The organism is Pseudomonas sp. C9D1 (genome assembly GCF_056491235.1).
Genome location: NZ_JBSZIE010000002.1, coordinates 1006741 through 1020644, shown reverse-complemented (window position 1 = coordinate 1020644; position 13904 = coordinate 1006741). Strand labels below are relative to the sequence as shown.

General features: G+C 60.3%; 14 protein-coding genes. 5 read left to right on the top strand and 9 right to left on the bottom strand.

All coding sequences use genetic code 11. The features are described from left to right. Nucleotides 1-32: 32 nt before the first annotated feature. The gene (locus ACXI0U_RS12920) at nucleotides 33-1127 is read right to left on the bottom strand and encodes a polyamine ABC transporter substrate-binding protein (RefSeq protein ID WP_431484830.1); all 1095 of its coding nucleotides are present in this window, start codon (nucleotides 1125-1127) and stop codon (nucleotides 33-35) included. A 143-nt stretch (nucleotides 1128-1270) separates the two neighbouring features. Between ACXI0U_RS12920 and ACXI0U_RS12915 the strand changes: the two genes are divergently transcribed. After that, a complete protein-coding gene (locus ACXI0U_RS12915; RefSeq protein ID WP_431484831.1) occupies nucleotides 1271-1903 on the top strand; it encodes a TetR/AcrR family transcriptional regulator in 633 nt (210 codons plus the stop codon). A gap of 195 nt (nucleotides 1904-2098) precedes the next feature. Here ACXI0U_RS12915 and ACXI0U_RS12910 read toward each other — a convergent pair whose 3' ends face one another. Beyond that, the gene (locus tag ACXI0U_RS12910; protein WP_431484832.1) at nucleotides 2099-3022 is read right to left on the bottom strand and encodes a LysR family transcriptional regulator; all 924 of its coding nucleotides are present in this window, start codon (nucleotides 3020-3022) and stop codon (nucleotides 2099-2101) included. A gap of 137 nt (nucleotides 3023-3159) precedes the next feature. On the opposite strand from ACXI0U_RS12910, the gene ACXI0U_RS12905 reads away from it, so the two are divergent. The 4 genes from ACXI0U_RS12905 to ACXI0U_RS12890 all read left to right on the top strand — a co-directional run bounded on the left by ACXI0U_RS12905 (nucleotide 3160) and on the right by ACXI0U_RS12890 (nucleotide 7392). Beyond that, complete coding sequence (locus ACXI0U_RS12905) at nucleotides 3160-4290, top strand: metallophosphoesterase (protein ID WP_431484833.1); 1131 nt, start codon at nucleotides 3160-3162, stop codon at nucleotides 4288-4290. 21 nt (nucleotides 4291-4311) lie between these two features. Beyond that, nucleotides 4312-5175 (top strand): SDR family NAD(P)-dependent oxidoreductase, encoded by an 864-nt coding sequence (locus tag ACXI0U_RS12900; protein ID WP_322981543.1) that lies wholly within the window; start codon nucleotides 4312-4314, stop codon nucleotides 5173-5175. A 95-nt stretch (nucleotides 5176-5270) separates the two neighbouring features. Then, nucleotides 5271-6500 carry an MFS transporter gene (locus ACXI0U_RS12895; protein ID WP_431484834.1) on the top strand — a complete coding sequence of 410 codons (1230 nt, stop codon included), beginning with the start codon at nucleotides 5271-5273 and terminating at the stop codon, nucleotides 6498-6500. A 64-nt stretch (nucleotides 6501-6564) separates the two neighbouring features. Further along, a complete protein-coding gene (locus ACXI0U_RS12890) occupies nucleotides 6565-7392 on the top strand; it encodes an aldo/keto reductase (RefSeq protein ID WP_431484835.1) in 828 nt (275 codons plus the stop codon). Nucleotides 7393-7620: 228 nt separating this feature from the next. On the opposite strand, the gene ACXI0U_RS12885 is transcribed toward ACXI0U_RS12890, so the two are convergent. The 7 genes from ACXI0U_RS12885 to ACXI0U_RS12855 all read right to left on the bottom strand — a co-directional run bounded on the left by ACXI0U_RS12885 (nucleotide 7621) and on the right by ACXI0U_RS12855 (nucleotide 13823). Beyond that, a complete protein-coding gene (locus tag ACXI0U_RS12885) occupies nucleotides 7621-8991 on the bottom strand; it encodes a transposase (RefSeq protein ID WP_374980510.1) in 1371 nt (456 codons plus the stop codon). A 204-nt stretch (nucleotides 8992-9195) separates the two neighbouring features. Next, nucleotides 9196-9513 (bottom strand): helix-turn-helix domain-containing protein, encoded by a 318-nt coding sequence (locus ACXI0U_RS12880; protein ID WP_431484826.1) that lies wholly within the window; start codon nucleotides 9511-9513, stop codon nucleotides 9196-9198. 71 nt (nucleotides 9514-9584) lie between these two features. Then, nucleotides 9585-11150, bottom strand: coding sequence for a methyl-accepting chemotaxis protein (locus ACXI0U_RS12875; RefSeq protein WP_479550359.1), 1566 nt, complete (start codon nucleotides 11148-11150; stop codon nucleotides 9585-9587). A gap of 162 nt (nucleotides 11151-11312) precedes the next feature. Then, nucleotides 11313-11876: a putative glycolipid-binding domain-containing protein gene (locus ACXI0U_RS12870; RefSeq protein ID WP_479550358.1), complete on the bottom strand. Its 564-nt coding sequence runs from the start codon at nucleotides 11874-11876 to the stop codon at nucleotides 11313-11315. Continuing rightward, the gene (locus tag ACXI0U_RS12865; protein WP_021222178.1) at nucleotides 11815-12189 is read right to left on the bottom strand and encodes a DUF2834 domain-containing protein; all 375 of its coding nucleotides are present in this window, start codon (nucleotides 12187-12189) and stop codon (nucleotides 11815-11817) included. The genes ACXI0U_RS12870 and ACXI0U_RS12865 overlap by 62 nt, the downstream gene beginning before the upstream one ends. A gap of 76 nt (nucleotides 12190-12265) precedes the next feature. Then, nucleotides 12266-12613 (bottom strand): MmcQ/YjbR family DNA-binding protein, encoded by a 348-nt coding sequence (locus ACXI0U_RS12860; protein WP_263403517.1) that lies wholly within the window; start codon nucleotides 12611-12613, stop codon nucleotides 12266-12268. A gap of 10 nt (nucleotides 12614-12623) precedes the next feature. Further along, on the bottom strand, nucleotides 12624-13823 hold the full coding sequence (locus ACXI0U_RS12855; RefSeq protein WP_479550357.1) for an MFS transporter: 1200 nt from the start codon (nucleotides 13821-13823) through the stop codon (nucleotides 12624-12626). Nucleotides 13824-13904: the final 81 nt, after the last annotated feature.

Genomic DNA, 13904 nt, shown 5'->3' with positions numbered 1-13904 from the left:
AGCCCCAACAACAAATTGAAGGGGTTTAATGATCACATGGAGTTCTTGAACCGATTCCACGCTCGGGTCATGTCACGTAGCTGCCTGGGGCTTGGATCGGTCTGCCAGAACATTTTCTTGCGGACATCCTCAGGCGGAAAAATTGCTGGGTTCTTCGTGACCTCTTCAGAAAGCAAGGCAAGGCTGGCTGGCACCGCATTGGCATAGCCAACGGTTGCCGTGAAATCCGCGCTTACCGTTGGCTCCAGGGTTTCGTTTAGGAAGCGATAGGCCGCATCCAAGTTAGGAGCACCTTGGGGGATGACAAGGAATCCAAACCAAGCGAGAGCACCTTCACGCGGTGCAACGTATTGGATCTTGTCGGTGATGCCGGCTTCTTGAGCCCGTGCTCGTGCGATCTCCACATCGCCTGACCAGCCCAGCACGAGGCACACGTTGCCGTTGGCTAAGTCGTTAATGTAGGTGCCCGACGCGATATAGCGCAGGTTGGGAAGGACAGCTTTTAGAAGCTCGTTGGCCTTCTCCAAGTTCTCCGGTGTCGGCTGCTGCGGATCAAGCCCAAGGTAGTTCAGGACGATGGGATACACGTCCTCTGGGCTGTCGAGCATTGCAACACCGCAAGATTTAAATCGGCTGACAATCTCTGGCTTGAACAGCAGATCGAGCGAGTCGAATGGCGCATCGGGCATTTTTGCCTCAAGAAGGCTCCGATTCATTCCTATGCCGGTGGTGCCCCAGTCGTAGATGAGTGCATGGCGATTGCCAGGGTCTTTGCTCTCCACGAACTTCATCAGCTCCGGATCAAGATTCTTCCAATTGGGAATCTTGCTGCGATCCAACTCAGTCAGTGCGCCGGCCTTGATGAGTTGGCTCAGCGAGGTATTCGAGGGAGCTGCAACGTCGTATCCACTGTTACCTGTGAGCAGCTTCACTTGAAGCGTCGCCTCACTGTCGAAGGTGTCGTACAGCACCTGGATGCCGGTCTTGTCTTGGAAGTCTTTGATGGTGTGCTCACCGATCAGATCCGACCAGTTATAGATCCGTACTTGCTGGGGCGCCGCAATAGCAGTGCCGATAGACGCTGCGAGTGAAGCGGTAAATCCGATAATCAAGCCAAGCCTGCTCATGACGCTGATGCCCTCGTTTTTGTCTTGTGGGCAAAAAGCTATTCCATGACAATTATGTAGTCAACTACAAAAATAATGTCAGCTACACAGGCTGCGTCTCAGTCGGTAAAATGCCTCGTTGTGCCACCACCTATGGAATGAATATGCCCGCGAGCCAGCCACCGCAGATGCCATCGCTTCGCGAACGGAAGAAGGAGAAGTTTCGCCAGAACCTCGTGAATATTGCGACCGAGCTGTTCCGTGCAGGCACGGTGAGCAGTACGCGCATGGAGGATATTGCGGCGCAGGCCGAGGCTGCGGTGACCACGGTTTACAACTATTTCCCGAACAAGCATTCGCTGCTGATAGCAATCATTGAGAACCAAGTGTTCTTGGCCCAGGAACGGGTACATGAGGTGCTCCACGATCTGCCGACAGACCCTCAGCAGGGTATCCTCGCGATGATTGCCGCAGACTACGGGGACATCGATACCGTTGAGGACAAACGCTTCTGGCGCGAGCTTTTGGCGGTGATGGTGCTGGCGGTGGATGAGCAACCTGACATTGAGCAGGCCCGGCGTCGTTTCCGTACGTCATTGAAGCGGGCCATTGAGGTGTATGTAGGAAATGGCACGCTGCAAGGTAGTCATGACCCAGATGCCCTAGTCGACATCATCTATGCGATTTACGCATTCCACTTTCGTAACCTGGTGTGCTCGCAGGGCTCCCTCACAGCGGGCGTACTACAGCTCGTTCAGCGCGACATCAGCTTGTTGTTTGTCGATACGAAGAGATGACCTATTCCGACAGTCCAAGGAATCTATCTTGCCTCAGGCCTGGCGGTGATCAGCGTTGAAGGGCTGCTTCTGGCCGCTCACTGCCGACAGCTACTGGCTGAGACCGGCCAAAAGCTAACGCAGGCAAAGTCATCGCGGACCCTCAGGTATTGATAAACCACCCACCTATTGGCGTGCATCGAGCTCTACGACTAGCTACCAGGTGGCTGAGTCGGTGCGAAGCAGGTCTATCAACTCACGCAGACCTGGGGGCATTTGCCGGCGGCCTGGGTAGTAGATGTGAAATGCTGGTTCAATGGGCGCCCAGTCAGGCAGTACGACCTGGAGCTCTCCTCGCGAGATGTAATCTGCGATGCGCTCCTCCAGACAGTACGTAATGCCTCTGTCCGATAGCGCCATCTGAATACCAAACTCGGTTTCGTTCACACAAAGCTGGCCAGGCACCTCAATCATTCGGTGGTCGCCTTCCTTCTCGAAGTCCCAGCGATAGATGACGCCTTGGCCGGTCCGAATCTGAATGCAGTTATGGTTCTTCAGATCCTCCGGCACCAGGATCCGCGATGTCCGGTTGAGGTAGCGAGGCGATGCCGCAGCAACCCAGCGCAGCTGCTCGCTGATGGGTACGGCAATGAAGTCTTCAGCGATCGTCCCGCCATACCTGATACCCGCATCAAAACCGGCAGCCAGGATGTCCACCATCCGATCATCCACTGCAACCTCGACTGACACATCCGGATAGGCTTCCAGGTACTTCGGCAGCCACCGATTGAAGAGCAGTCGAGCCCCGTCACTGAGGACGTTGATACGCAGGCGACCTGCAGGACGGTCGCGATGCCGATCTACTTCCGCCAGCGCCCCTCCAATTTCCTGAAAACCAACAGCCAGACGCTTCGCCAAGGTTGCGCCAGCGTCTGTCGGGGAAACTGTTCGGCTGGTTCTGTTAAGCAGCCTTACTCCCAGGCGGGTCTCCAGATTTCGAATGGAATGGCTAAGCGCGGACGTGGTGATACCCAGTTCAACGGCCGCCTTGGAGAAGCTGCGATGACTCTCCACCGCAAGAAAGGAATTCAGATTGGCTAAGTCGGCTCGTGACAGCTTTGTGGTCGGGAGTACTGGCATCGGGGCGCCTTTAATGTTGAGAATTTCTCAATAGCTCATGGAGAAAGCCTAAACAAAGCTGCTCCAATTACAGATTAACATTAAATAAATTCAACAATAGTTGATCTGACTCCATCGCCCCAAGACGAGTTCTTCCCGTGTTCCACCTTTATCTTGGCTTTGCTTACTTATACGTCCTGTGGCGTTTCGTTTTTCCCTTACCTATCTCGAAGGGCGGACGTATTGCCCTGGCTGCCGTCCTGCTCGTGGTATCGAAGTACCACCTGATTCAGATCTGGGTGTTCGGAAGTATGTTCTCGCCCGAAATGCCACGCTGGGCAGTGTTGGTCGCAGGCTGGGCTTTCTGCTCGTTCGTTCTGCTGTTCGTATTCGTGGTGCTGGCAGATCTGGCCAACGGCATTCTGTCAGTCCTGCGGATACGTGCAGCCAAAAAGCTGGTAGGACCCAGCAATCGGTACCTGGCCGCATCTTTCGCCCTTCTTCTGTCGGCATTTGGCGTGTACCAAGCGGCGCAGGTGCCAGGCGTTCGCACTGTGGAAGTCAGGATCAAGAATCTGCCGCAAGCGATGGATGGCCTGCGAGTAGTGCAGCTGACAGATCTGCACATCAGCAAGCTCTTCCAGACGCCCTGGGTAGAAGCGGTTGTCGCCCGTACCAATGCACTCAATCCCGACCTGATTCTGATCACAGGCGATCTGATGGATGGGACAACCACTGATCGACAGCTCGATGTGGCTCCCCTGGCAGGGCTGACTGCTAGCCTCGGCATCATCGGCATTCCTGGCAATCACGAGTACTACTTCAACGAGCCACAGTGGCGCACCGAGTTCGAGCGCCTCGGCATACAGATGCTGCTGAACGAGCACGTAGTGATTGGAGCAGGCACCGAGTCGCTGGTCGTAGCCGGTGTTACCGACGAAGCTGCCGCTCAATTCGGGATGGCTGGGCCTAACCTGAATGCTGCGCTCATGGGAGTGCCAGAAACTGCTCCCATCATTCTCCTCAAGCACCGACCAGCCGGTGCAGATCGCTCCGCCCAAGCAGGCGTATCCCTGCAGCTCTCTGGCCACACCCACGGCGGAATGATCAAGGGGCTGGATCAGGTGGGCCGCTACGCCAACGAAGGTTTCATCTCCGGCGCCTACCAGGTCGGTGCGATGACGCTCTACACGAGCAATGGAACTGGCCTCTGGAATGGATTCCCCATTCGTATCGGCGTGCCCGCTGAGATCACCGAAATCATTCTTCGCGTGGATTCGTCCACCTAATCCCAATCCAGGAGATTACTCATGGATCATCCAGCTATTCGCCAGAACAGAGTTGCAGTCATCACCGGCGCTGCAGTCGGAATCGGCTATGCAATTGCTAGTCGCCTGTCCCGATTGGGGATGAAGGTTGTTCTATTCGATAAGGACCAGACCACACTCGACGCTGCAGTACTCTCGCTGTATGGCGAGAACGCGAATGCTCAGGTGACCGCCGTCACAGGGGATGTAACGTCTCCCAGCGCATTGCAGGAACTGTTTGCTGTAGCCCGAGAGTTCGGCGAAGTGTCTTTCGTGGTCAACAATGCCGCCATCCTCAAAGGGGCGGGCCCCTGGAACGATCAGGAACAGTGGCGTACGACGATGGAGGTCAACTTCTGGGCGGTTCTTGCAGTCCAGCAGCTGTTCGTCGATTACCTGCTTACCCATGGCTACCCTGCCGCAATTGTGAATGTTGGCTCCAAGGAAGGAATTACCACCCCTCCAGGAAACACCGCCTACTCCGTTTCGAAGGTCGCAGTGAAGGTGCTGACCGAGCACCTTGAGCATGAGCTGCGCGAGCGTACCAATGGCCGCGTATCGGCCCATCTACTGATTCCCGGCTACACATTCACACCGATGAATTTTCCGGGCATGGCGGCCGGCTCCGCAAAACCCAACGCGCCATGGACAGCCGATCAGGTCGTTGATCGCTTGTTGGAGGGCTTGGCTCGTAGCGACTTCTACATCTTCTGCGAGGACAACGAAGTCAGTCGCGAGCTAGATCAGCGACGCATGCAGTGGAGCGCAGACGACCTTATCCAAAACCGGCCTGCCTTGTCTCGTTGGCATCCCGTGTTCCGCGAGCAGTTCAACGCGTACATCGCTGATGTGGCCCCGCCGCAGTAACCCCATCGAAGTGCGCTGCAGCGCAGCAACCTCTTACTGCTCCTTTGCAATGTTCTACCTATGAAGGGGCGGGCATCTTTTTTCCGAGAACTTCCATGGCCTCGATATCAAGCGCTTCACCGCGCCTCTCAGACAGTTCAGAAATTCACGCCCCGCATGGCGTAGCAACTGCGATAGTCACCCTCGGGCTTGGAGGCCTTTTCATCGGTACCGGTGAGTTCGTTTCGATGAGCCTCTTGCCCGGCCTGGCCGAAAGCACCGGGGTGTCTATACCAACGGCAGGCAGCTACATCAGCGCGTATGCGCTGGGTGTTGTGATTGGCGCTCCGCTGATCGCGATCCTGGCAGCACGCTCGTCTCGAAAAGCGCTGTTGATTGCCCTAATCGCACTATTCGCCATCGGCTACGCCGCCAGTGCTGTCGCATGGGACCACGTCAGTCTGCTGGGCGCACGCTTTTTGGCAGGCCTACCTCATGGCGCTTACTACGGCGTTGCCTGCTTGGTTGCTGCCGCCATGGTGGGTGAAGGGCGAAAGGCGCAAGCGGCTGGATATGTAATGGCCGGTCTTGCGGCCGCCAACGTGATAGGTGTGCCCGTGGCGACCTGGATAGGTCAAACGTTCGGCTGGAGAGCAGCGTTTGGATCACTCGCTGTAGCGGGTATCGCCACAATGCTCTTGTTCTGGCTGTACGTCCCGTCGGTACCGCGTGATCCGAACGCCAGTCCTAGGGCCGAGCTGAGTGGGCTCAAGCGCCCATTGATATGGCTGACGCTAGCGACTGCTTCGACCGGGTTCGGTGGCATGTTCGCGGTGTACAGCTACATCACTCCAACGCTCACCGAGGTGACGGGCTTCTCTATCAACCAGGTACCGATGGTGCTTGCCTTCTGGGGCCTCGGCATGATCGCTGGCAACCTGATTGGTGGCTGGTTAGCGGATCGCGGGCTCATCCGAGCCATTTTCGCCATCATGGTGTGGAACGTGATTTTCCTGACGTTGTTCTCTCTGCTTGCTCCGTCGAAGGTTGGGACGCTCGCGGTCCTGTTCCTGGTCGGCTGTGGCTTCGCTCTGGTACCCGCTCTACAGGTGCGTCTGATGAATGTCGCCGGAGACGCCCAGACACTCGCAGCAGCCCTCAATCACAGCGCATTCAACATATCTAACGCGGTGGGGGCGAGCCTCGGCGGGATGTCTATCGCTATGGGTTTAGGCTGGGCATCAACGGGGTGGGTTGGAGCCCTGCTTGCGCTACTGGGCATCGTGGCGATGGTCATTTCCGTGATGCTGGAAAGAACGGCAAGAACCACATCGCCGTCAAAGTGATCCCATCGATGAGAGGGCACTCCACTGCTTCCGAACTGTTTTGATAATCCCTGATGAGGTAACCATGGCGAACCACCAACCTATGATTGAGCTATCCGACGGGAATGTGATTCCCCAACTGGGCCTGGGGGTTTGGCAAGCAAGCCAAGAGCAAGCCCGCACCGCCGTCAGCCAAGCGCTGAAGATCGGATACCGTCACATTGATACCGCCTCGATCTATGAAAACGAGGAAGGTGTCGGAGCAGGCCTGCGTGACTCCGGTGTCGACCGTGAGAAGGTCTTCGTAACCACCAAGATCTGGAACGCCGACCAGGGGTTTGAAGCTACTTGCCAAGCTATGGACAAGAGCCTGGCTAGGCTCAAGCTGGATTACGTCGACTTGCTGCTCATTCACTGGCCGGCGCCGGCGAAAGGACTATTCGTTGATACCTGGAGGGCGATGATCGAGGCCAAGAAGCTAGGCAAGGTCCGCTCCATTGGCGTCTCGAACTTCAACCCAGATCACCTGCAGCGCCTGATTGAGGAAACAGGAGTTGTCCCAGTCCTGAACCAGATCGAGCTGCACCCATACTTCCAGCAGGCTGACCTACGCAGGAGCAACGCCGAGCTCGGGATTTGTACCGAGTCCTGGAGCCCACTGGCGCAGGGGAAAGCACTCGACGATCAGCTAGTTCGCGAAATTGCGGCTAAACATGACCGCACGTGCTCTCAGGTAATCATCCGCTGGCATCTGCAGCTTGGCCTGGTGGTCATTCCCAAGTCAGTCACCGAAGCTCGTATCCGAGAGAACTACCGCGTGTTCGACTTCGAATTATCTGCAGATGAGATGGGGGCAATTGCCGCTATCGACAGAGAGCAGCGTCTGGGGCCAGATCCAGTCGTGCTTGGCTAAGCTTTTTTTTCGCCTTGATACAAGCAGGTGATGAGCTTCTAGCGGGTTGTGACCGTCTGCTTTTGGCCGATTCTGTTGAAAAAGTCGTATCAACGGCAGCCAGCCGTTCAGGTGTGCCTGCTGTAGAAGTGGCTGCAAGCCACTTCAGGTTACCTTTTGGTGTTTCGCTGAGCGTTCTGGCTCAGGTTTGAAGGTTAATTCGAGGGTTTCTGCTCACAGCAGGCGTACCTATCCCGTGAGTGGCGGCCCGTTAGGCAAAAGCTTGGCCATGCGTCGCAAGTTTTGCACGGTCGCGGCCAAAGTGAATTCGTCAGTCGCACCCGTCAGGCCACGCAATCGTAAACGGTCGAGTTTCATGATCCGTTTGAGGTGGGCGAAAAGCATCTCTACCTTCTTTCGCTCGCAGCGGGAGACGAGGTACTCCGGTGACTTGGCGATGCGTCGAGCTACGTCGCGGGCAGCCTCATGGACGCTGCGAACGATCTTCCGATTCGGTGTGTTGGGGCAGCACTTTTCTTTCAACGGACAGGTGGTGCAGTCGGTTTGGCTGGAGCGGTAGATGATGGTGTTGGCCTTGGTCACGCGCGATCTTTGCTGAGTGAAGGTGCGCCACTCACTGCGTAGCGGTTTGCCGGCTGGGCAGCGGTATTCATTGGCCTCCGGACTCCAGAGGAAGTCGTTACTGGAGAGGCTGTCGTCCTTGCGCTCGGTCTTGTCCCACACCGGCACATGCGGCTCGATGTTCTTTTCTTCGACCATCCAGGCCAGCATCGGGGCCGTGCCGTAGGCGGTGTCCCCGATGAGGCGTTCCGGCGTGAGGTCGAACTGCGCTTCGACACGCTCCACCATCGTCCTGGTCGAATCGACTTCGGCGGTACGGTGCGCCGGAGTCGCCTCCACATCCATGATCACGCCGTACTCAGTATCGATCAGGTAATTCGTGGAGTAGGCAAAGAAGGCCGGGCCGCCTGGTGCAGCAGTCCAACGGGACAGCGGATCAGTGAGCGAGATTTTCTTGGGAAGAGCTTCAGCCAGCGCCTCTTCATCAAGGGCTTCAAGGTACTCGCGCACAGCGCGGTTGCTGAGCGCTGGATCACGCCAATCGACTTCATCTCCCGCCACCCCACGTTGCCGGCTGGCATCCGCCTTGATGATGCTGGCGTCCACAGCGAAGCCTTCGCCTTTGACCAGGCCAGCCGCCATGCAGCGGCGCAGTACCTCATTGAACAACCAGCGAAACAGTCCGCTGTCACGGAAGCGGCCGTGGCGATTCTTCGAAAAGGTCGAGTGATTGGGGACTTCATCTTCCAGGCCCAGTCGGCAGAACCAGCGATAGGCCAGATTTAAATGCACTTCTTCGCACAGCCGTCGCTCGGAACGGATGCCGTAGCAGTAGCCAACGACCAGCATGCGCACCATCAACTCTGGGTCGATCGAGGGGCGTCCGATGGGGCTGTAGAAGTCGGTTAGGTGTGCACGCAGATCGCTAAGATCCAGGCAATGGTCGATGCTGCGCAAGAGATGCTGGGGAGGAACGTGGTCTTCCAGATTGAACGAGTAGAACAGGCGCTGCTGCCCTCCCGGTAACTGCCCCATCATGCTATTCGCCCCCGCGCTCGCTGACAGAGCAATTCTGCCGACGGCAGGGGGCGACAGCTACTTTTTCAACAGAATCGGCCGTTAGCTGCCCTCTGTGAGCAACCACAAACAGCGAATGGAGTCGGGAAGATTACAAGCTAGCAGCTCGCTCCTTGCCTCTGACGTCGTACCTGAGGCAGCTGGAAGAGCCCACCCACGCCCCACCTAATCTGCCAAGCGAAGCCGTCGCCATAGCGTGGTCCGGCTGATCCCCAGTCGACGCGCCGCTTCGTCAAGGTTGCCCTGACAGCTTTCCAGCGTCTCCTGTATGTGTTGCAACTGCGCGGTTTTGCCTATGGTGTGCAAATCCTCCTTTGTGCGCGGTCGCTGCTTCTGGGGAGCTGGTTGGGTCAGACCTTCCCGCAGTTCGGGCAGGACGCGAGCCAGCTCCCTGACGTTCCCTGGCCAGGCGTGGCGCAAGCGCTTCCGGGCTTCGGGAGCAAGCCTGCAGGCGCGCAAGGCGCTGAGGGTCCATCTGGCCATGAACCTGATCATGGGCTGAGGCCGGAAACGAAAAGGGCGCCCGAGGGCGCCCTTTTTCATGGTGAAGCAGGTCAGCGGTTGAAGCGGTCCACCAGCGAGTACTGGCCTTGCGCGGTGGTGGTCAGTTCTTCGCTGAGCAGCACGGTGCGCTGGGCTTCGCCGGAGGTCTGGTCGGCGAGCTGGGCGATGCTGCTGATGCTCTGGTTGATCTGCTCGGCCACGGCGCTCTGTTCCTCGGTGGCGGCGGCGATCTGGTCGGTCATCTGGGTGATGTTGGCCACCGCTTCGCTGATGCCCACTAGGGCCTGGTCGGCCTCCAGCACGCGCTCCACGCCTTCGTCGGCCTGGCGGCGCCCGGTTTCCATGGTGCGCACGGCTTCCTCGGCGGTCTTCTGCAGTTGCGCGATGAGCTGGTGGATCTGCCCGGTGGATTCGGCGGTGCGCTGCGCCAGCTGGCGTACTTCATCGGCGACCACCGCGAAGCCACGGCCCATCTCGCCGGCACGTGCCGCTTCGATGGCGGCGTTGAGCGCCAGCAGGTTGGTCTGGTCGGCGATGCCCTTGATCACATCGACCACGCCGCCGATCTCGTTGCTGTCCTGGGCCAGGCGGGTGACGGTCTCGCCGGTTTCCCCCACGGCGCGCGACAGGCGCTGGATGGCTTCGCGGGTTTCGGCGGTGATGCTGCGGCCCTGGCCGGTGAGGCGGTTGGCTTCCTGGGTGGCGTCGGCGGTGCGCTGCACGTTGCTGGCGACTTCCTGGGTGGTGGAGGCCATCTGGTTCACCGCGGTGGCCACCTGTTCGGTTTCCACCCGCTGGCGCTCCAGCCCTTCGGAGCTGTTGTGGGCCAGGGCGTCGGCCTGGCGGGCCTGCTCGGTGAGGTGCTCGGCGGTGTCCTGCAGGCGGGTCAGGCAGGTTTTCAGGCGCGCTTCCTGGCTGAGGATGGACATCTCCAGGCGGGCCTGGGCGCCGCGGCTGTCGGTGTACATCTGCGCGATCAGCGGGTCCGAGGTGGTCTGCTCGGCCAGGCGCAGCAGGCGCTTGATGCCGCGGTTCTGCCAGGCCAGGCCGCTGAGGCCCAGAGGCACGGACAGCAGCGCGGCGAGGAGGAAGCCCCAGTGCGAGTTGAGCCAGGCGCCGATCATGAAGCCGATCTGGCTGATGAGGATGAAGGGCAGCCAGTCCTGCACGATGGGCAGCCAGCGATCGCGGCTGGGGATGGCCGACTTGCCGGCGTTGATGCGCTGGTACAGCGCTTCGGCGCGGCGTACCTGCTCGGCGGTGGGCTTGACCCGCACCGACTCGTAGCCGACCACCTGGCTGCCTTCGAAGATCGGCGTCACGTAGGCGTTGACCCAGTAGTGATCGCCGTTCTTGCAGCGGTTCTTGACGATGCCCATCCAGGGGCGGCCCTTCTTCAGCGTCGCCCACATATGGGCGAAGACGGCGGGCGGAACGTCCGGGTGGCGCACCAGGTTATGCGGCGAACGGATCAATTCGTCGCGGCTGTAGCCGCTGATATCGGTGAAGGCTTCGTTGCAATAGGTGATCACGCCCTTGCTGTCCGTCGTGGAGATCAAGCGTTGTTGGGCGGGAAAAGTACGTTCGCGCTGAGTGACTGGCTGATTGTTTCTCATAGTGTTCTTCCGCAAGGCTTAGAGCGGGTATCGGCGTGCATGCACCAAAGTTGAGCCGAAAATTTTTGTGAAGTGTATCTAAAACTTTACAACTCATGAGCGGGATTTTTCCCGTAAATCGCGTCTCAGAGCCTTCGCCGATGGCGGGCCCTGTTGCGCCCCTCAGCGCAGCCGGCGGAACAGGCCCGGGTAGTCTTCCACCAGCCCGTCATCGCCGAGTCGGAGTACGGCATGAAAGCCACCGCTATCCAGGTTCTGGTACAGCAGGTGGCGCTCGTCCAGCCGGGTATAGGCCTGGCGCATCACCCGCAGATCGAGGCTCGGCGCCTCGATGTAGGCGACGGCGATCTCTTCGCGTTGGTCCTGGGCCAGGTCCAGGCGCCAGATCGCCGGGCTGTTGGTGAAGGGCGTGGGCCAGAGGTCGAGGTCCAGGCAGCCGCTTAGCTGCGGCAGTGGGGTGCCCGCGCCATCCCGCCATTCGCCGCTGCGGTTGCAATGCAGGCGTAGCTCGCGGGTGCCGCGCTCGTCGTCGACGCGGACGTGCAGGTGGCGGGGCCGCCAGTGCTGGCTGTACTCCAGCCGATAGCCCAGGCGGTAGGGGCTGCCCTGTTCGTCGAAGGCCAGCAGGACGCTGCCTGCGCGCCGGCCTTCAAGGCGCAGGTGCTCAAGCCCTGGGGTCGGTGCCCGGCTGTTCCACAGGTGCTGCCACAGCGCGGTGGCTTCCATCGTCGGTTTTCCGGTTGGTGGGCCTGCGCAGTGCCAGGTAGAGCAGCGGGCCGATGGAGGCGAATACTGCCGTGACCAGGTAGAAGGGCAGCAGGTAGAGCAGCCCACGCCCCTGGCGGCGGTTGTCCTGGTACATCCAGATGCCGATCAGGCCGCAGGCGAGGTAGAGGTCGATCACCACCTGGGCGGTATCCGGGCGGCTCATCAGCTGGGCTCCGAACTCCAGGAGCGGTTGTTCGCTGATGGCCATGACATAGAGGGTATAGCCGCCGAAGGCGACAAGGGCGAGAAGCGCGGACAGGCGTGCAGGCATGGTGACGTCCTTGTTGTGGGTTTGACGCGGACGATAGAACGGCCGGGGGCCCCGTGCAGCTGACGGATTGTCGCAGTCAGTCCAGCAGCAGGCCTACGCGCTTGTACTTGGGCAGCTTGGCCACCACCAGCTGGTGGGAGCGGGTGAGCAGCGAGCGCAGCTCTTCACCGCCCACGGAAGGTGGCATGGCCAGGGTCACCCAATGGGCGCGGGCGAGGTAGGGCGCCGGGCGGATGCCGGGGCGGTCGACATGGCCGAGGAACAGGTCGGCGTCCACCTTGAAGGCCAGGTCGCTGCCGAGGAAATCGAGGATGGCGAACATCTTGTTCTCGGCCACCGAGAACACCCGGTTGCTGCCCCACTTGAGGTCTTCACGGGCGCCCGGCAATTGCAGGCAGAAAGCGGCGATCTCGTCGGCGGTCATGGGCGTTCCTTCACGGGGCAGGGGTGGGCCCGCTGCGTTCGTCGATACGCAGCAGGTAGAAGCTGAGCAGCATACCCACGAGCGCCATGGAGGCGGCAACCATGAAGATGGAGCCGAAGCCGAATCCCGTGGCGATGGCGCCCATCAGGGGGCCGGCGATGCCCAGCGCGAGGTCGAAGAACACCGCGTAGGCGCCCAGGGCCGAGCTGCGGCTGGAGGCGGGAATGCGCGAGATGGCTTCCACGCCCAGCGCCGGGTACACCAGCGACAGGCCGAAGCCGGTCAGCGCCGCACCGCACAGGGTCAGCCAGGGCTGAGGGGCCAGCCACAGCAGGAGCAGGCCGAGGCTCTCGATACCCAGGCAGGCGATGGCCACCCGGTAGCCGCCGCGGCTGTTGATGGCCCCGGCGAAGAGCAGCCGCGCACCGATGAAGGCACAGCCGAAGGCGGTCAGGCACCAGGCCGCGCCGTCCCAGCCACGGCTCGCGTAGTAGAGGGTGACGAAGGTGGCCAGGGTGCCGAAACCGATGGAGCCCAGGGCCAGCGCCGTGCCATTGGGGGCGATGCGCATGAAGACGTTGCGGAATGGCAGGCGCACGCCCTGGACGATGGGGGCCGCCTCCTTGTTCCAGGCCAGCGCCAGGGCGCCGAGCCCGAGCAGGCCGATCAGCGCGCCCATGCTCCACAGCCCCACGCCGCCCACCATCAGCACCCCCAGGGGCGCGCCCAGGGCCACGGCGCCATAGGAGGCGATGCCATTCCAGGAGATGACCCGCGCGGTGTTCTCGGCGCCGACCCGGCCGATGCCCCAACTGATGGAGCCGGTGCCTACCAGGCCCTGGGCGACGCCGAGGGCGACGCGCCCGGCCAGCAGCAGCGTCATGCTCAGGGTGGGGAACTGTTGCAGCGAGGTGGAGGCCAGCGTCAGCACGCCGCTCAGGGCGCAGCCGGCCAGCCCGTAGAGCACGGCGCGCTTGGGCCCCTGGCGGTCGGCCACGGCGCCGGACATGGGGCGGGAGAGCAGGGTGGAGGCGTATTGGGTGCTGATGACGATGCCCGCCAATACCGAGCCATAACCCAGGTCGTTGTGCACGTAGCCCGGGAGTACGGCCAGCGGCAGGCCGATGCAGAGGAAGCTGATGAAGGTGAAGAAGACGATGGAGACGATCTGCAAGGTGGTGGCGGTCGCAGACTGCTCGGCGGCACTCATGGGGCTTGTCCGGGTGGGGCTGGGGATGGTCGCCATCATCGCGCAGCCGGGGCCTGAATGAAAGCTAGCTAACTATTTTTC